The organism is Virgibacillus flavescens, assembly GCF_050574275.1.
In the GTDB taxonomy this organism is placed as follows: Bacteria; Bacillota; Bacilli; order Bacillales; family Amphibacillaceae; genus Virgibacillus_F; species Virgibacillus_F flavescens.
The window spans coordinates 2,336,248-2,353,219 of the sequence record NZ_CP192260.1; the positions used below are offsets into that span (position 1 = coordinate 2,336,248).

The following is a 16,972-nucleotide window of genomic DNA, read 5'->3' on the forward strand; positions in this document are numbered from 1 at the left end:
ATACGTATGAACAGAATTAAGTGTGAATGTGGGCACGTAAACCCAGAAGGTACGGTTCTTTGTGAAGCGTGCGGCAAGCCAATTGAAGGAAATCAGCATATTGATGGTAATGATAAAACAAGGCTGCTAAATATGCGGTATGATGGAAGCGCGCGCCGCTCACAAACCTATAAAAAATCAATTATAGATAAAATCTGGAACTTTTTTTCATCAGTAAAAGTTGGTGTATGGTTAATCGTTTTAGCTCTAGTTGCTTCGGCAATTGGCACAATCTTTCCGCAGGAGCAATATATACCTTCTAATGCGCTTTCGAGAGATCCAGCTGTCTATTATGAGAATACATATGGAATTTTCGGCCAAATTTATTATCAGCTAGGGTTCTACAACTTATATAGTTCATGGTGGTATATGTTGGTAATAGCACTTATTGGTATTTCATTAGTAATTTGCAGTATTGATCGTTTTGTACCGTTGTACAAAGCGTTGAAAAAACAAAAACCAAAGCGACATGAAACTTTCCTGAGTCGTCAGCGTCTTTATAGCGAGTCTGAGAGCGTAACAGATCAGGAACAGCAGAAAATGATTGATGAATTAAGAAAGCAAAGGTATAAAGTTCGGATTGAGAAGGGACATGTTCTAGCTGAAAAAGGACGCTTCTCACGCTGGGGACCTTACGTCAATCATATAGGGTTAATAATTGTTATGATTGCTGCGATATTACGAATGACTACGCCTATGTATATCGATGAATATATGTGGCTTCGTGAAGGTGAACAACAAGTTATTCCGGGAACACATGGTGAATACTATGCGAAGAATAAAGACTTTATACTGGAAACGTATGATGAAAATAATAAACGTTTTGAAAAAGCAATAAAAGAAGAAGGCGTTGTTGCAAAAAACTTCGAGACAGAGTTAGCTATTTATAAAGAAAAGCCTGGTGCTATAGCGGGAGCTGATGCAGAGCTTGAGAAAATAAAAGAAGGCAGTATTCGTCTCAATCATCCGATGAAATTTGACGGCTATTCGTTATACCAAGCTGGATATCAGAAGAATGAATTTACAAGTATATCATTTAAGATTCATGAAACGGATGACGAGAAGGAAACCGCGCTTAGCTCATTTACTATCGATTTAACTGATCCAAAATCAGAATATAAATTAGATAATGGGTTCCGGGTAGTTATTGATCAATATTATCCAGAGTATTACCTGGATAATGGTGAACCACGATCGAAGACTACATATCCACGTAATCCAGCTTTTGTATTTTTTGTTTATCCCCCAAATAGCGAAGAAGCTGAGGTTAGTTTCGTGGGGATTCGTAAAAATATCGATGCAACTGGCGAAAACGATTATAAATTAGGACTGCAGGATTTCGAACTTCGAGACGTAAGTGGTATCACAGTTCGAAGAGATTACACATTACCATTCTTTATTGTAGGTGCTATTATCTTTATGATTGGTGTTATTCAAGGAATGTATTGGCAGCACAGAAGAATTTGGATTCACCCTAAAAAAGGCAAGCTCCTGCTTGCAGCGCATACCAATAAAAATTGGCACGGAATAAAAAATGATATTGAGAAAGTTATAGCAGAGACAAACGTTAAGATGGTAAAGGATCAGCAGGAACTACCTGATTAAACAGCTTGTTTCGAAGGAGGATTTTCATGGATACATTACTGAATGTAAGTAGTACAATGTTGTATGCTGCATTTTTCCTATATTTACTAGCAACCTTTTTCTTTGGAGCGACTATTCGCGACAAACACAGTAAAGCGAAAAAAGGAAAATCCGGTACAATCGGTATTACAATCACGATCACAGGATTTTTAGCACAAATTGTATATTTTATTACTCGGTGGATTGCAAGTGGACATGCTCCGGTAAGTAACTTATTTGAATTTGTTACTTTCTTTGGAATGGCTATGGTATTTGCATTTATTATTTTGTATTTCATTTACAAAGTAAGCGTCTTAGGCCTTTTCGCATTACCAATAGCTTTAATCGTTATTGCATATGCCAGCATGTTTCCAACGGAAATATCACCATTGGTTCCATCACTACAAAGCCACTGGTTGTATATCCATGTGACTACTGTTTCACTCGGTGAAGCGATATTATCCATTAGTTTTGTCGTTGGGTTAATCTATTTAATTCGTACGATTGATCAAACTAAGAGAAGTAAGCGAACCACTTGGCTTGAAATAGTGTTATTTTCCTTAATTATTTTTATTGGTTTCAGCTTGGTTAGCGTTTTATTCAATGTTGCTGGGTACGAGGCACAATTTGAATATACGACTAATACAGATACAACATTAACAACTGATTATCATCTGCCAGCGATTGCTGCACCATACGACGGTACTCTGCTGACAGATGGTGTTATGCAGCCGTGGTTTCAAGCACCTTCCTGGATGCACGGTGTTGACGCTGCAAGGAAATTTAATACATTAATCTGGTCAGTTTTTGCGGGCTTAGTCCTGTATGGATTGCTTCGCCTTATTTTACGCAAAAGAATTGGTGCAGCAATTCAGCCTTATTTGATGAAGACAAAACCTGACCTTTTAGATGAAATTTCTTACCGGGCAGTTGCGATTGGATTCCCAGTATTTACATTAGGTGGAATTATATTTGCGTCTATTTGGGCTCAAATCGCCTGGGATAGATTCTGGGGCTGGGATCCGAAAGAAGTATGGGCACTAGTAACATGGTTCTTCTATGCAGCGTTTTTACATTTACGTCTATCAAGAGGATGGCACGGTGAGAAATCAGCGTGGCTGGCTGTTGGTGGCTTTGCTATTATAATGTTTAACTTAATTGCTGTTAACCTTGTACTAGCTGGTTTGCACTCGTACGCATAAAGCAAATTTAATCAGTAGCAGGACAGGGCATTGTTATTCATATGATTAATAGTGCCTTGTTTTTCACTATTTCAACCTAATGAGGAGGAACTACAAGTGGAAGTACAAGCAAAAATACTGGTAGTAGATGATGAAGATAGAATACGTCATTTAATAAAAATGTATCTTGAACGAGAAGATTTTGAAGTAGAAGAAGCTGATAACGGAAATGATGCGTTAGAATTAGCTTTAGAAAATAATTATGATGTCATCTTATTGGATATTATGATGCCTGGAATGGATGGAATTGAAGTTTGCCAGGAGTTAAGAAAAGAAAAGCAAACACCAGTCATTATGTTAACTGCAAAAGGTGAAGAAGCGAATCGAGTGCAGGGATTTGAAGTTGGGACAGATGATTATATTGTAAAACCTTTTAGTCCCCGTGAAGTAGTATTGCGCGTTAAGGCGATACTTAGAAGATCCTCGCAGCCTGGCTACAAAGAAAAAGATTCGACATCTACAGATGTGCTTATATTCCCTCATTTATCGATTAATCATGATGCCCACCGGGTAATGGCTGATGGTAAAGAGGTAAGTTTAACACCAAAAGAATATGAACTTTTATGCTTCCTTGCTAAGGCACCTGACAAAGTATTTAACCGGGAGCTATTGTTAAAAGAGGTATGGCAGTACGAATTCTTTGGTGATCTACGAACAGTTGATACGCATGTGAAGCGGTTACGGGAAAAGTTAAATAATGTATCCAGCGAAGCGTCAAAAATGATTGTTACGGTTTGGGGCGTTGGATATAAATTTGAGGTAGATGATGACTAATGTTTTGGCGTAGTGTAGTAGGGAAGCTAGCGGTAACAATTTTATTGCTAGTTTCTTTTGTGCTATTTATATTGACAATTTTTTTGTTAGAGTTTTTTGAAGAATTCCATATTGGTGAAGCTGAAGAAGATTTGATGCAAACGGCAACCAAAATATCTGATATGGTAGAACATCACGAGAGTGAAGATTTGATCCATTTAGCTACGGATCGAGTTAAAGACGATTCGAGCAGAGTAGCAATTATTTTAGATGACGGTAAGATCTGGGTTTCTTCCAGTTCAAACGATGACTTAGCAGCATTTGAACCTGGATGGATTAAAGCTGACGAAAGTCTTGAACAAGTTATCTCTGATGATCAGCGAGTTCAAAAGCAAATTACGATTCCTGACAGTGATAGTGAAATAATGATAGTAGGCACACCTATTTCTAATGGAAATGGAGCTGTTTTTGTTTATCAGTCACTTGAAGTAGTGAATGAAACAAAGGCTGAAACAACTAAAATTATTTTCCTGGCAGCTGGAATAGCTATTATTCTAACTACTATTTTTGCTTTTTTCCTTTCTACAAGGATTACATCACCTCTGATTAAAATGCGAGAAGCAGCGTTTGATTTAACTAGAGGGGAATTCAATACAAAGGTTCCTATTCTGACGCATGACGAAATTGGTGAACTGGCGATGGCTTTTAACAGAATGGGTCGGCAATTAAAATTTCACATCAATGCTTTAAGTCAGGAAAAGGAACAATTGTCCAGTATCGTAAGTTCAATGGCAGATGGAGTCATAACGCTGAACCGAAGTGGAGATATGATTGTAACGAACCCACCAGCCAATGATTTTATCGAAAGCTGGTATTATGAAAATAAACAACAGATATTAGAAACACATAGTCAACTTCCTGAAGAGTTGAACCTTATCTTACAGAACGTCATCAAAAGTGAAAAAGCAGCGATACATGAAATAAGTTTACAAGGCAGAAACTGGGTTATGATTATGACACCGTTATATGACCAGTCGTACGTCCGAGGTGCCGTGGCAGTTATACGAGACATGACAGAGGAACGCAGGCTGGATAAACTTCGTAAAGATTTTATTGCCAATGTATCGCATGAACTGCGCACACCTATTTCCATGTTACAAGGATACAGTGAAGCAATTGTGGACGATATTGCAGATACGAAAGAAGCGAAAAATGATCTGGCAAAAATTATCCATGAAGAGTCTCTGAGAATGGGACGTTTGGTTAATGAATTATTGGACCTTGCGAGAATGGAAGCTGGACATATACAACTCAATATAGAACAAGTAAATGCTAAAGAATACCTAGAACGTATTATTAAAAAGTTTAATGGTGTGACAGGAGATAGAGATATTAAGCTGAAATTGCACACAGAGATTAAGGAAGAGCTAATTTATATTGATCCAGATCGAATCGAACAGGTGTTTACTAATCTGATAGACAATGCAATCAGACATACGAATGAAAATGGGTTTGTAACAGTTTTTGCATCGATAAAAGAAGAAGAACTACATTTTTCGATCGAAGACAGTGGAGTAGGGATACCTGAAGAAGATATTCCATTTGTTTTTGAAAGATTTTATAAGGCGGATAAGTCCAGGGCGAGAAACAAAGAGAAAAAAGGAACTGGACTTGGACTAGCAATTGCTAAAAATATTATTGATGCCCATAATGGAACAATTACAGTGAAAAGTAAGCTGAATGAAGGAACAACATTTACGTTCAAAATACCACGAAATCTGAATCTATAAATTGCTTATTCATTTGGAGTTTGGTAGGATAAGAATTGTAATATAATTGAATACGACGATTGAAAATGGTGCGAAAGCTTAATAGGGAACCCAGTGGAGATCTGGGACTGTCCTCGCAACTGTAAGTGATGTACGAAATTAGCAAACCACTGTATGTAATCATATGGGAAGGGCTAAAAGTAGGTTGATATCACAAGTCAGTAGACCTGCCATTTTCTATGTTTCAATGCTTCGAGGAAAAAAGCGATTGAGATAACCGAAACTTAGTATAGATGTGTATTATTTCGTTTGTCTTATTTAGCTAACCTTTCCTTATAAGGTTAGCTTTTTTGATTTCAAAGCGCGTCTATACTTCTCGCGGATATCTAACGCTTAATCTTCACAAAAAAAATGCTGGAGGTTGAGAAGATGAGTAGATTTAAATTATTGTTGGTATCATTGTTTTCTATTTTGATTGTATTGGGAGGTTGCAGCACTGGTAATGACGCTGATAATAAAGAGAAACAAACAGAAACCAGTGAAAATGTTTCTTCTGAAAATCAGGAGGAAAGTGTAACCGTTTCGATTACTAAAAACAAAGGTGAAGAAACACTATCAGAAAAGAAAATCGAAATTGAAGAGGAAGCTATTCTGTATGATGTTATGAAGGAAAACTTCGAAATTAAAGATGATACTGGATTTATAACGTCTATTGATGGGATTGAAGCAAAAGAAAGCGAGAAAATGGCTTGGATGGTTTCTGTAAATGATGAAATGGCTAGTGTTGGTGCTAAAGAGCTTAAATTATCACCTGGAGACACCGTTAATTTTGACTTGCAGTCATGGGAATGATGAGGAATGAACAAATCTCAAAAAATAAATACGTATAAATTGACGTTAATTGCTCTCTTGGCAGCGTTAAGTGTAGTTGGCAGGATAACGTTTTCCTTTATTCCAAATGTTCAACCCGTAACTGCAATCATCATTATATGTGGAATCTTTTTAGGTCCAATAGCAGCAATTACCTTATCTGTTCTGACCACATTTCTGACAAATATGATTCTTGGAATGGGAATCTGGACGATATGGCAAATTATTGCATGGGCATTAATTGGCTTAACCAGTGGCTTGATTGGTAAATATCGAAAAAAGCATTCGATTTTCTTGCTTACTGTATATGCTGTATGTTGTGGATATTTTTATGGTTTAATCTTATCCTTAAACTCATTTACTATATCTGGAGACTTCCTGCCGTACTATCTGGCAGGACTTCCATTTGATACAGCACATGCTATAGGAAATGGGATATTTATCGTTTTACTATATCCAATTATTTCATTCTTTTTCAAAAAATATGCAAGTAAACGATTTACACTTCAAAATACCAACTAAACCATGTTGGTATTTTTTCTTTTTGTTATTATAGTAATAAGAGAGTGTAACATTTTTGTCAGGTATTCGACTATTTCTTTGAACGGAGAATTCAAATGAAAGATATTTTTGAGGATATATACGATAAATATCATCATGATCTGTATAAATTTGTTTTTTATATGGTAAAAGATAAATATGTTACCGAAGATTTAATTCAGGATATTTATATCAAGGTTCTGAATTCCTACCATAAATTCAGAGGCGAAAGCAATGAAAAGACTTGGTTATTTTCCATTGCAAGGCATACGACGATTGACTATTTTCGCCGTCAGAAAAGAAAAAGAAGTCGTTTGCAGGAGTTTTTTGATTGGAACGAAAAAGGTTCCTGGTTACCTGATCCAAAACCATTACCTGAGGAAGTGGCAGAACGGAATGATGACATAAAAAACGTATTCAGATTTCTCGATCACTGTTCACCAGATCAGAAGAGTGTGCTTATTTTAAGATACATACAGTCGTTTTCAATTAAAGAAACAGCTGAAATACTTAGATTTACGGAAAGTAAGGTAAAAACCACACAACATAGAGGATTAAAGATTTTGCAAGATGCATTCAGCAGCTACGAAGAGAAAGGTGGAGATGTATGATGGCAGAAAAAAAATTAAGAGATACATTACAGCAAATGCCTGACGTCAAGCCTTTAACAGACAAAGAAGAACTTTTTCAGACTATATCTATTAAAAAGGAAAAAAAGCCAAAAAAGAAATCAAAGAAGCTAGTCTCTATTCCTGTATTCAGCACATTATTTGTATTGGCGCTGGTATTCCTAATCGTTGATGAAGGAGAGAATTCAACACTTAATGAGCAAGTTGATGACACAGCCAGTAAGGAATTTTCAAACACGCAGGAATCTATGAGTCAAGATTCGGCGACAATTGAACAAAACGAATTAAAAAGTGCAGAGAAAAACAATATCGATCAACTTGTAATCCAGGAACTAAGTAATAATGAAAAAATCGTGTATGGAGAAGTTACGGTGAAACAAAGTGAAGCTGTTATCCCTGTTTCATATGTTCTTTCTGAGAATAATTCCAAAGCAGTAGATGAGCGTGAAATTAATATATTTCAAAACAAACTTTCCTTCTTGTTTAACACAGAACAGTATCAGAATAAGATCTATAAAAAGAAAAGTGAACGGGCTCCTTTATTGACTGAAAAAGCAAGTTTTAAACTATATAAACCTGCAGGGGGTGGGAGAGAGCTGTTAATACCAATTACATCTGGCGAAACAACCAACTTCAAAGATGCTATTATGGAAATGAAAAAACACGAAACTGGGAACACTGTTATGTCATCCATACCAAAAAATTTATTTTTTGAGATTAACGAATCTGAAACTGAAAATACAGTTCAGATGACAATTTTGGAAGAAAGTACATTAGTAAATGATATAAGACATCAACATATGATCGAAGCTATATTAATGACTGCTAAGAGTTATGGTTATCAGGAAGTTACTTTTATTAGTACTAAAATAGACCAAATCGGTCGGTACCAATTTAATGAATCAATTCCTGTTCCAATCGCTGTGAACCCGATCAATTCTATTCGCCGCTAGCTGGTTGCGACCTCTATGATGAAAGTTTCGGGTTGACTTTCCTAAACACCCAAACTACTATTAAGATAATTAAAAATGTATATTCAATAGGATTGATGCAGAGATGGATCAGAAAAATGTAATTCAAATACTTTCAAGTAAAATAAAGTTAGTGCGTGTGGAGTACAATTACACACAGGACCAAATGGCTACTGTGCTTGGAATCTCTAAGAAAACGCTTGTTCAAATAGAGAAAAAACGAATAAAAGCTAGCTGGACCACAATAGTTGCTCTTTGTGCTTTATTTCGAGAGAGTGATACCATTCAAAGCGTTGTAGGAGAAAATGTGATGGAGTGTATTGAAACACTGGCTCACTAACCTAAAACAAACCTGGAACTGAAAACAGAACCAGGTTTGTTAGTTATCTTCAAACTTTAATGGGTCACCATCAAATTTTTTATCGGATACTTTGATGGAATCAGTTGGACACGCCTCACATGCATCTAGCATATCTTCTTCAAGCACTTCTGGTATGTCCAGCGTCCCCGTATTATCATCTACCGCCACAAAAGCAATGCCTTCGTCATCATAATCATAAATATCAGGGGCGGCGGCACCGCATGCGCCACAGGCAATGCACGTTTCTATGTCAACAATTGTATATTTAGGCATTTTTATTCCTCCAGTTACAAAACACTCTCATTCATTGTAAAACGGAAGCTAGCACAATTCAACTATTGACAATAACCATATAAATTTTTCTGAAGAGGTGCTACTAAATGCTACTTGAAGGAGTAATATTAAAAAGCAGTCTGCAATTTAATCAAAATCGGACTAGTTCAGCAATTTATCATCTACTAACTGGAAAAAAATCTATACAAACTGTTCAGGATGCACATATCTATCAATTAAAGAAATTTTATGGAATCTACAGATCGTTGTACATGAAGGATTTTGACAAGGCTTTAAATAAGTTACATGCTGCGGGATTATTGATAATCGCAGAAGATAAGAGCATTATCGTAACACCAAGTGGAATAAATTGGTTAAATAACCATTACGAAAAGCTCAAACTTAATTATTTTAATGGAATATTTTATCATGCTTCTTCTCAAGTCTTCTATGATCGGCTGCTTTTACTAGTTCAAACATTGTCCAACAGTTGTAATAAACATTACTCGTTTATTCCAATTATTGATAATCCGACTATTTCTAATTGGGTCAGGGCTGTTTATTCAAGACTAGGCATGAAAAGAGAGAATTATTTCAGTAAATTGTATGAAGATCTTCAAAACTTGCTAGTTAACCTAACCGATGAAGAAGCATCTATTTATGTCGACCGACTTACAGGATATAATCAATACGGGATGAGCAAGGATCAATTAGCACATTTCTATCAGAAAGAAAAATTGGATATTTCCATTTTGCTAGAGCGAATCAACCACACGATCTTACATATAATTCATCAAAACCCAAAACAGTATCCAGCTATTAAATTAATTTTAATCGATCTGACAAACAAACAATTTATAACGAACTCTGCTAGGCAAACGTATCAATTATTAATGGAAAATTATTCACTGAGTGAAATTGGAGAAAAGAGACGATTAAAGAAAAATACCGTTTATGACCATGTTGTGGAAGTAGCGCTTTTCACTCATGACTTCCCTGTATCGAAATATGTTTCGGAAGCTCATCAGGAACAGATTTTGGAAGCAGTAAAATTGGATAAAACATATAAATTGAAAACGATAAAAGAAAACGTTGAGCCTAATATCAGCTATTTTCAAATACGATTAATGCTGGCAACCATTCAAAATGTAGGTGAAAAAAATGAACAGTAGAATAAATACTGACCTTTCTCTGGAAGAATCTTTAAACCATTATTTCGGTTTTACTGAGTTTAAGTCTGGTCAAAAGGAAATAATAAGAGATGTATTAGCTGGAAGAGACGTCCTGGGAATTCTTCCAACTGGTATGGGTAAATCATTATGCTATCAATTGCCTGCCAAGCTGTTACCCGGTACTACAATTGTTGTTTCACCCTTAATTTCGCTTATGATCGATCAAGTAAAACAACTTAAAGCGTCCAATTTTAAAGAGGTTGTCGCGTTGAATAGCTTTATGGATCCTATTGAAAGAAAGAAAGTATACCAGCGATTACAGAGCTATAAATTAATTTATGTATCTCCTGAACTTTTGCAGCATGACGAATTACTCGATTATTTAAAACAGATACAGATAAGCTTATTCGTTGTGGACGAAGCACATTGCATATCCCAGTGGGGTCACGATTTTCGACCTGATTATTTAAGGCTAAGTGACAAGCTTGTAGAATTCAACAATCCGCCATTACTCGCATTAAGTGCTACTGCTCCCTTCGAGGTTCAACAGGATATAAAAAAAGTGTTACATCGTCCAAACATGATTAACCATATATTTCCAATGGACAGAGAGAATATTATCTTTTCGGTGAAAAAAGTTGAGAATGAACAGGATAAAAATGAAATGATAAATCAACTTTTTAATCGAATTCGTATTCCTACGATAATTTATTTTTCCAGTAGGATGGCAACTGAACAATTGACAAGTTTTTTATTACGTAAGCATCCTATGTTACGTGTTGCCTTTTATCATGGCGGAATGGATACCATTGACCGTATCCAGGTTCAACAGCAGTTTATGAATAACCAGCTAGATGTAATATGCTGCACAAGTGCTTTTGGTATGGGTATAAACAAAAAAGATATCAGATTAATCATACATTATCACTTTCCTTTACAATTAGAATCATTTATTCAAGAAGTAGGAAGAGCCGGCAGGGATGGAAAGAAAAGTGTCAGCCTGCTGCTCTATACAGATTATGATCATTTGCTGCCAGCGAAACTCATGAAAAATGAGCTTCCTAAGGAGCAGGAGCTCATTTATGCATTTAACCAACTTTATATTCTGTACAAGCAGAATAAAAAATTACCTTATGATCAAGCAGAGCGTGAAAGGATTTTTAATTTAACTGAAATTCAGTGGAAATTTTTGCACTACCAATTTGAAAATCATGGTATTATAAAAGGAAATCAAATTATCTTTCAAGAAGATGGTTGGAGAAATAGTTTGACTGATATCAAACGTTTTATTGAAGATAGACTCCTTACTAAAGAAAAAAAGCTAGGTGAGATGATTAGTTGGATTGCTACAGAAAACTGTTTGAGGGAAAAGTTGTACCAAGGCTTTCAGGCAAACTATACAGTTCCAGTTCACGATTGCTGCAGCAATTGTGGATTCACTATAGAAAATTGGGAGCTGCAACCCAATACTATACCAAACAGCCCGGCAACTTGGGAAACAAAGTTGCAGGCGTTATTTAATACTGGGGATAATAATGCGTAATCAGAGCAAGATTATTAATGAATTAACTGACTATGAACTGAAGGTACAGCTGGTAATTTCTCAATTAATTTTAATCATAACTAGTATCATAATGAGTTATTTTTTATTCGAATCATTTTTACAATGGACAGACTACTTTATATTTTCTTACTCTGAAATATTTTATTTTGGCGTCATCCCTGGGTTAATTATTGTCTTAATAGATTTAATTTGTATTCGTGTATTTCCAAAGAAGTTTTATGATGACGGAGGAATAAATCAACGAATCTTTGAAAATCGGTCCGTTAGCGAGATATTTTTAATAGCGTTTCTGGTAGCTGTAGCGGAAGAATTATTATTTAGGGGAGTAATACAAACAACTTTCGGATATATAATTGCAAGTACGCTATTTGCGCTTATTCATTTTCGATATTTAAAAAAACCAGTGTTGCTTCTTTCGATTCTGTTTATCAGTTTCTATATTGGATATCTGTTTGTACTAACAGAAAACCTGTTGGTAACTATAATAGCCCATTTCATTGTCGATTTTATTCTGGGATTAGTCATTCGTTTTTCAAAAAAGAGGTGGATTATATGAGCGATAAGCATACGAAACAAGATGATCAGGCTGCTGAGCTTCGTAAATTGTTCAATGAAGTACAGGGAAATTCAATGAATGATTTAGAGGATGAGGAAAAACAGGAAGCTGAAACGGAAAATGAATTAAACGAAACATTTGAGACTGCTCGAAAAATTGATACGTTAGACCTTCCGCCAAGAAAAGAAGTGCACAGCCAAAGAAAAAAACGGACAAGATTAAAGATGAGCAAACCACTTTTGCGATTCAGTGCATTTATTTTAATCTTAATTCTAGTTATATTTGCAGTGTTTTATGTATGGGGAGATGAACTTTTACAGCTCCCACTAAATCTCTAAGAGTAAAGAGTGTCACATTATAGCGTGACACTCTTTGCCTTAAAATATTTTTTTACGGTCTCGTTCGTCCTTCAATATTTCTACTGCCTCCCTAAAACGCATCGAGTGAATTATTTCGCGTTCTCTTAAAAAACTCAGACTGTCATTAAGGTCCGGATCGTCGCTCATATTAATAATCCATTGGTAAGTAGCACGAGCTTTTTCTTCAGCAGCAATATCTTCATACAAATCAGCAATTGGGTCGCCCTTTGCCTGAATATACGTTGCCGTCCATGGCGCGCCAGCAGCATTGTGGTAAAATAATGCTTTATCATGGTTGACGTAATGAGCTTCAAGTCCTGCTTCCTTAATTTGTTCAGGTGTTGCATCTTTCATTAACTTGTAGATCATTGTAGCAATCATTTCAAGGTGTGCAAACTCTTCTGTACCAATATCATTCAATAGACCAACTACTTTATCAGGTATCGTATATCGCTGATTTAGATAGCGTAAAGCAGCTGATAACTCTCCGTCAGCACCTCCATACTGTTCGATTAGATACTTCGCAAGGCGAGGATTACATTCACTAACTTTAACAGGGTACTGTAATTTTTTTTCATAATACCACACGAATACTTCCCTCCTATTCAGTCGCTAGTAAATAGAAATTTATTAAACCTGCCATGGCCATGGAGGATCATCCCAGTCCCAGGGATAATTGGAATAACTTTTTCCAAAGTTCATCAGTGGACCGAATTTCTTTTCGAATACATTTTTGAGTTCCTTGCTTTTCTTTACATTCATGTTGTACTGTTCGATTGCATCAAAATCATCGTTATGAGTATCAAGATAAAGATTTAGTTCCACCAGTACAAAATCGACTTTCTGTATTTCCTCCAGTAATTGGTAATACTCTGGAGGCATTGTTTTATTCATCTGAATCACCTCTTTTTCCTTTATGTGGATTCGGATATGGACTGTAAAGATCTGGCCACAACGTTCCATGAAATAATGCTGCCTCCGGTTCAAACTGTGCTAATCCAGGAGGTTGGAAGGTAATGTATAATTGTGGAGGTGTAGAGTAGCTTTTTACTCTGATTGGCGGGCATGGATCATATGGACTAATGTATGGCTCCCAGTACTTAAATTGAGTAAACATACGATTCTCCTTTCGCGGTTTAAATCATATCAACTTATATGTATGAAAGATTGGATTTGTCCTATTCAGTTCGCTTATAAATATTTAATATTTAATGAAGAGAGGTCTGTTATGAGCATGTTTTTTGGCATAGTTGGAATTACAGGGTTATTAATAGTTTTTTATATGGTTTATTTAGCACATCATGATACAATAGATCATCGTAATGTTTTGGACGATAGAATTCCCGATGAATTTGAGTTATTTAAACTATTTTTTATTTCAGATATACATCGAAGAAAAATAAAGGAATCGACTTTAAATAAAATCGATGAAGAAATCGACATCATAATAATTGGCGGAGACTTGAAGGAAAAGGGTGTTCCTCTAGAAAGAGTTGCAAATAATTTGGATCTGTTGAATAAATGGAACAAACCAATTTATTTTGTCTGGGGAAACAATGATTATGAAGAAGACCCTGAAGCATTATACTGGTTACTTAAAGATAAAAATGTCATTCTATTGGCGAATGAAGCTGTGTCTTTGCAATCAGGAAATAATAAAACCACTCTTAATCTTGTTGGACTTGACTGCTGTAAATATAAAGAAGCTAGGTTCGACTTAGCGTTAAACGAAATATATGATGGTTATACAATTTTAGTCACACATGCTCCGAGTTCGTTTTATGAGTTGTCAGAAAAAGATAAAAACGATGCACAATTAGTATTGGCAGGACATACACATGGCGGTCAGATAAGAATATTCGGGTTTGGCATGTATGAAAGTGGAGGATTTAAAAAGATAGGAAAAACATCTGTATTAGTTAGTGAAGGTTATGGATACACTAGACTACCGTTTCGTTTAGGAACTAAATCTGAATGTCATGTAGTAACATTTAAGCAAAAAACGTAAAGAGTATGTGCAATAAACACTTTAGTTGCATATAGTAATACAAGAAACTAAACATGGTTATAAATGCACCACATACTAGTGTGCTAAGGGGGTTCTGTAAATGCGAATAGAGCGCATATCAAACGATCAATTCACGATATTTTTAACCTTTGATGACCTAATTGAACGTGGCTTTACTACCCAGGAACTGTGGAGTGATGTTAAAAATGCGGGAAATTTATTCAGTGATATGATGTATGAGGCAAGTAGTGAACTTGGAATTGAGCTAGAAGGTATGCTTTTGGTACACGTGCATTTAATGCAGGCTCAAGGGATGCATGTTTATGTTACACAGAAAATAGAACACACTGATTGGGATGAGGATTTTATCGAGATGAAAGTTACATTAGATGAAAGCAACGAATTGATATTTTCTTTTCAGGAATTTGATGATTTGATACAGGTTGCCACTTATTTAGCTAATGTTTCAATTTCAGGTGGAAAAGTTTATTTTATGAATGATCGTTATTATATTCTGCTACAGGACGCAGAGTTGAATATGACACATAAAGAAAATGTGATCGCAATATTGTCTGAGTTTTCTTCACCGAGTATCGTGACGTCTGCTAGACTGAATGAGTACGGAAAAATAATTATGGAAAATAATGCAATTGATCGAATAATTGACCATTTCCACTAAGCAGAAATGAAATTTCGAAGATTACATGATATCGGTTTCATTTTTAGAAATTAATTGCAGAAAATAGCTTACTTTTATTGCATATTTGTGATGAAAGTGTATACTAATCACTGAGTACAGCAATATTTATTATAATGAGTAGATTTTCTAGGAGGTAAATTCATGGTAGCCGATAAAGCAGCAGATTCTACTAATGATAAAAGCAGTAAAAATAACGTATTAACTTCAACAAGGACTGTTGTAAAAACCGCTTTAGAAAAGTTAGGTTATCCTGATGAAGTATTTGAATTATTAAAAGAACCTATTCGAATGATGACAGTTAGAATACCCGTCAGAATGGATGATGGGTCAATGAAAATTTTCACAGGCTATCGCGCCCAGCACAATGATGCTGTTGGTCCAACAAAAGGTGGCATCAGATTTCATCCGGATGTTACAGAAACTGAAGTAAAAGCATTATCCATTTGGATGAGTTTAAAAGCAGGAATTGTTGATTTGCCATACGGTGGAGGTAAAGGCGGAATTGTGTGCGATCCTCGAGAGATGTCATTTCGTGAGTTAGAAGGAATTAGTCGTGGGTATGTACGAGCAATCAGTCAGATAGTTGGTCCAAACAAAGATATTCCAGCACCAGATGTATTTACCAATTCACAAATCATGGCATGGATGATGGATGAATATAGCCGGATTGATGAATTTAACAGTCCTGGGTTTATTACAGGAAAGCCAATTGTGTTAGGTGGATCTCATGGTAGAGAATCAGCCACCGCAAAAGGTGTAACCATTTGTATCAACGAAGCTGCTAAGAAAAAGGGTATTGATGTAAAAGGCGCTAGAGTAGTTGTTCAGGGATTCGGAAATGCAGGAAGTTTCCTTTCTAAGTTTCTCCATGACGCTGGAGCAAAAGTAGTTGGTATTTCAGATGCTTATGGAGGACTGCATGATCCAGAAGGCCTGGACATTGATTATTTATTAGACAGACGCGACAGCTTTGGAACGGTCACGAAATTATTTGATAATACTATTACCAACAATGAACTGCTTGAGTTGGATTGTGACATCTTAGTTCCAGCTGCGGTAGAGAATCAAATTACAGTGGATAACGCTCATGACATTAAAGCAACTATAGTAGTTGAGGCCGCCAATGGACCAACTACATTAGAAGCTACAAAAATTCTGTCTGATCGAGGCATTCTGCTTGTACCAGATGTTCTTGCATCTGCTGGTGGTGTAACTGTATCTTATTTCGAATGGGTACAAAACAACCAGGGATACTACTGGGAAGAAGAAGAAATTGAAGAAAAACTCAATAAAATCATGGTGAAAGCTTTTAACTCTATCTATAACACTGCCGAAACTAGACGTGTTGATATGCGGTTAGCTGCATATATGATTGGTGTAAGGAAAATGGCTGAAGCTTCCAGATTCCGCGGTTGGGTTTAATAATCGGAGCACGATGCTCGATTAACTGAAAAAATTGTTTCGCCGATTCAGACGAAACAATCCGAAATAAATGACGAAAAAACTCTTATCATGTATAGTTAGATAGGAGTTTTTTCTTGTGT

The 16,972-nt window shown here is 35.9% G+C and carries 20 protein-coding genes and 1 riboswitch; of the genes, 16 read left to right on the forward strand and 4 right to left on the reverse strand.

Annotated features, from left to right (window positions below):
* Nucleotides 1–6 precede the first annotated feature (6 nt).
* The 9 genes from resB to VBD025_RS11295 all read left to right on the forward strand — a co-directional run bounded on the left by resB (nucleotide 7) and on the right by VBD025_RS11295 (nucleotide 8,775).
* Nucleotides 7–1,644: a cytochrome c biogenesis protein ResB gene (gene resB / locus VBD025_RS11255; protein ID WP_430785474.1), complete on the forward strand. Its 1,638-nt coding sequence runs from the start codon at nucleotides 7–9 to the stop codon at nucleotides 1,642–1,644.
* 26 nt (nucleotides 1,645–1,670) lie between these two features.
* Nucleotides 1,671–2,864, forward strand: a complete 1,194-nt coding sequence (gene ccsB / locus VBD025_RS11260; RefSeq protein WP_430785476.1) for a c-type cytochrome biogenesis protein CcsB — start codon at nucleotides 1,671–1,673, stop codon at nucleotides 2,862–2,864.
* A gap of 96 nt (nucleotides 2,865–2,960) precedes the next feature.
* A complete protein-coding gene (locus VBD025_RS11265) occupies nucleotides 2,961–3,677 on the forward strand; it encodes a response regulator transcription factor (protein WP_430785478.1) in 717 nt (238 codons plus the stop codon).
* Nucleotides 3,677–5,446: an ATP-binding protein gene (locus tag VBD025_RS11270; RefSeq protein WP_430785480.1), complete on the forward strand. Its 1,770-nt coding sequence runs from the start codon at nucleotides 3,677–3,679 to the stop codon at nucleotides 5,444–5,446. Before VBD025_RS11265 ends, VBD025_RS11270 begins: the two co-directional genes overlap by 1 nt.
* Nucleotides 5,447–5,495: 49 nt before the next feature.
* Nucleotides 5,496–5,674: riboswitch (cobalamin riboswitch) on the forward strand.
* Nucleotides 5,675–5,854: 180 nt separating this feature from the next.
* Nucleotides 5,855–6,277 (forward strand): DUF4430 domain-containing protein, encoded by a 423-nt coding sequence (locus VBD025_RS11275; protein ID WP_430785482.1) that lies wholly within the window; start codon nucleotides 5,855–5,857, stop codon nucleotides 6,275–6,277.
* A gap of 6 nt (nucleotides 6,278–6,283) precedes the next feature.
* Entirely contained in the window at nucleotides 6,284–6,817 is a 534-nt protein-coding gene (locus VBD025_RS11280) for an ECF transporter S component (protein WP_430785484.1), read from the forward strand.
* 95 nt (nucleotides 6,818–6,912) lie between these two features.
* The gene (locus VBD025_RS11285; protein WP_430785486.1) at nucleotides 6,913–7,446 is read left to right on the forward strand and encodes an RNA polymerase sigma factor SigX; all 534 of its coding nucleotides are present in this window, start codon (nucleotides 6,913–6,915) and stop codon (nucleotides 7,444–7,446) included.
* Complete coding sequence (locus tag VBD025_RS11290; RefSeq protein WP_430785488.1) at nucleotides 7,443–8,417, forward strand: hypothetical protein; 975 nt, start codon at nucleotides 7,443–7,445, stop codon at nucleotides 8,415–8,417. The genes VBD025_RS11285 and VBD025_RS11290 overlap by 4 nt, the downstream gene beginning before the upstream one ends.
* Nucleotides 8,418–8,520: 103 nt before the next feature.
* Complete coding sequence (locus tag VBD025_RS11295) at nucleotides 8,521–8,775, forward strand: helix-turn-helix transcriptional regulator (RefSeq protein WP_430785490.1); 255 nt, start codon at nucleotides 8,521–8,523, stop codon at nucleotides 8,773–8,775.
* 39 nt (nucleotides 8,776–8,814) lie between these two features.
* Here the strand turns inward: VBD025_RS11295 and VBD025_RS11300 are convergent, their stop codons facing one another.
* A complete protein-coding gene (locus VBD025_RS11300; RefSeq protein WP_430785492.1) occupies nucleotides 8,815–9,069 on the reverse strand; it encodes a ferredoxin in 255 nt (84 codons plus the stop codon).
* A gap of 107 nt (nucleotides 9,070–9,176) precedes the next feature.
* Here VBD025_RS11300 and VBD025_RS11305 point away from each other — a divergent pair, with 107 nt between their 5' ends.
* Genes VBD025_RS11305 through VBD025_RS11320 form a run of 4 tightly spaced genes read left to right on the forward strand, consistent with a single transcriptional unit; the run spans nucleotide 9,177 to nucleotide 12,699 of the window.
* The gene (locus VBD025_RS11305; RefSeq protein WP_430785494.1) at nucleotides 9,177–10,241 is read left to right on the forward strand and encodes a helix-turn-helix domain-containing protein; all 1,065 of its coding nucleotides are present in this window, start codon (nucleotides 9,177–9,179) and stop codon (nucleotides 10,239–10,241) included.
* Nucleotides 10,231–11,784, forward strand: a complete 1,554-nt coding sequence (locus tag VBD025_RS11310) for a RecQ family ATP-dependent DNA helicase (protein WP_430785496.1) — start codon at nucleotides 10,231–10,233, stop codon at nucleotides 11,782–11,784. Before VBD025_RS11305 ends, VBD025_RS11310 begins: the two co-directional genes overlap by 11 nt.
* Complete coding sequence (locus VBD025_RS11315; RefSeq protein WP_430785498.1) at nucleotides 11,777–12,361, forward strand: lysostaphin resistance A-like protein; 585 nt, start codon at nucleotides 11,777–11,779, stop codon at nucleotides 12,359–12,361. Before VBD025_RS11310 ends, VBD025_RS11315 begins: the two co-directional genes overlap by 8 nt.
* Entirely contained in the window at nucleotides 12,358–12,699 is a 342-nt protein-coding gene (locus tag VBD025_RS11320) for a hypothetical protein (RefSeq protein WP_430785500.1), read from the forward strand. Before VBD025_RS11315 ends, VBD025_RS11320 begins: the two co-directional genes overlap by 4 nt.
* A 39-nt stretch (nucleotides 12,700–12,738) precedes the next feature.
* On the opposite strand, the gene VBD025_RS11325 is transcribed toward VBD025_RS11320, so the two are convergent.
* The 3 genes from VBD025_RS11325 to VBD025_RS11335 are packed head-to-tail and all read right to left on the reverse strand — an operon-like array spanning nucleotide 12,739 to nucleotide 13,837.
* Nucleotides 12,739–13,308 carry a manganese catalase family protein gene (locus tag VBD025_RS11325; RefSeq protein ID WP_430785502.1) on the reverse strand — a complete coding sequence of 190 codons (570 nt, stop codon included), beginning with the start codon at nucleotides 13,306–13,308 and terminating at the stop codon, nucleotides 12,739–12,741.
* Between the two features lie 42 nt (nucleotides 13,309–13,350).
* Entirely contained in the window at nucleotides 13,351–13,614 is a 264-nt protein-coding gene (locus tag VBD025_RS11330) for a spore coat protein CotJB (RefSeq protein ID WP_430785504.1), read from the reverse strand.
* Nucleotides 13,607–13,837, reverse strand: a complete 231-nt coding sequence (locus VBD025_RS11335) for a spore coat associated protein CotJA (protein ID WP_430785506.1) — start codon at nucleotides 13,835–13,837, stop codon at nucleotides 13,607–13,609. Before VBD025_RS11335 ends, VBD025_RS11330 begins: the two co-directional genes overlap by 8 nt.
* Before the next feature lie 111 nt (nucleotides 13,838–13,948).
* Here VBD025_RS11335 and VBD025_RS11340 point away from each other — a divergent pair, with 111 nt between their 5' ends.
* The 3 genes from VBD025_RS11340 (at nucleotide 13,949) to VBD025_RS11350 (ending at nucleotide 16,850) form a co-directional block, all read left to right on the forward strand.
* Nucleotides 13,949–14,728, forward strand: a complete 780-nt coding sequence (locus VBD025_RS11340; protein WP_430785508.1) for a metallophosphoesterase — start codon at nucleotides 13,949–13,951, stop codon at nucleotides 14,726–14,728.
* 100 nt (nucleotides 14,729–14,828) lie between these two features.
* Nucleotides 14,829–15,407, forward strand: coding sequence for a genetic competence negative regulator (locus VBD025_RS11345; RefSeq protein WP_430785510.1), 579 nt, complete (start codon nucleotides 14,829–14,831; stop codon nucleotides 15,405–15,407).
* Nucleotides 15,408–15,569: 162 nt separating this feature from the next.
* Nucleotides 15,570–16,850 (forward strand): Glu/Leu/Phe/Val family dehydrogenase, encoded by a 1,281-nt coding sequence (locus VBD025_RS11350; protein WP_430785512.1) that lies wholly within the window; start codon nucleotides 15,570–15,572, stop codon nucleotides 16,848–16,850.
* Nucleotides 16,851–16,972: the final 122 nt, after the last annotated feature.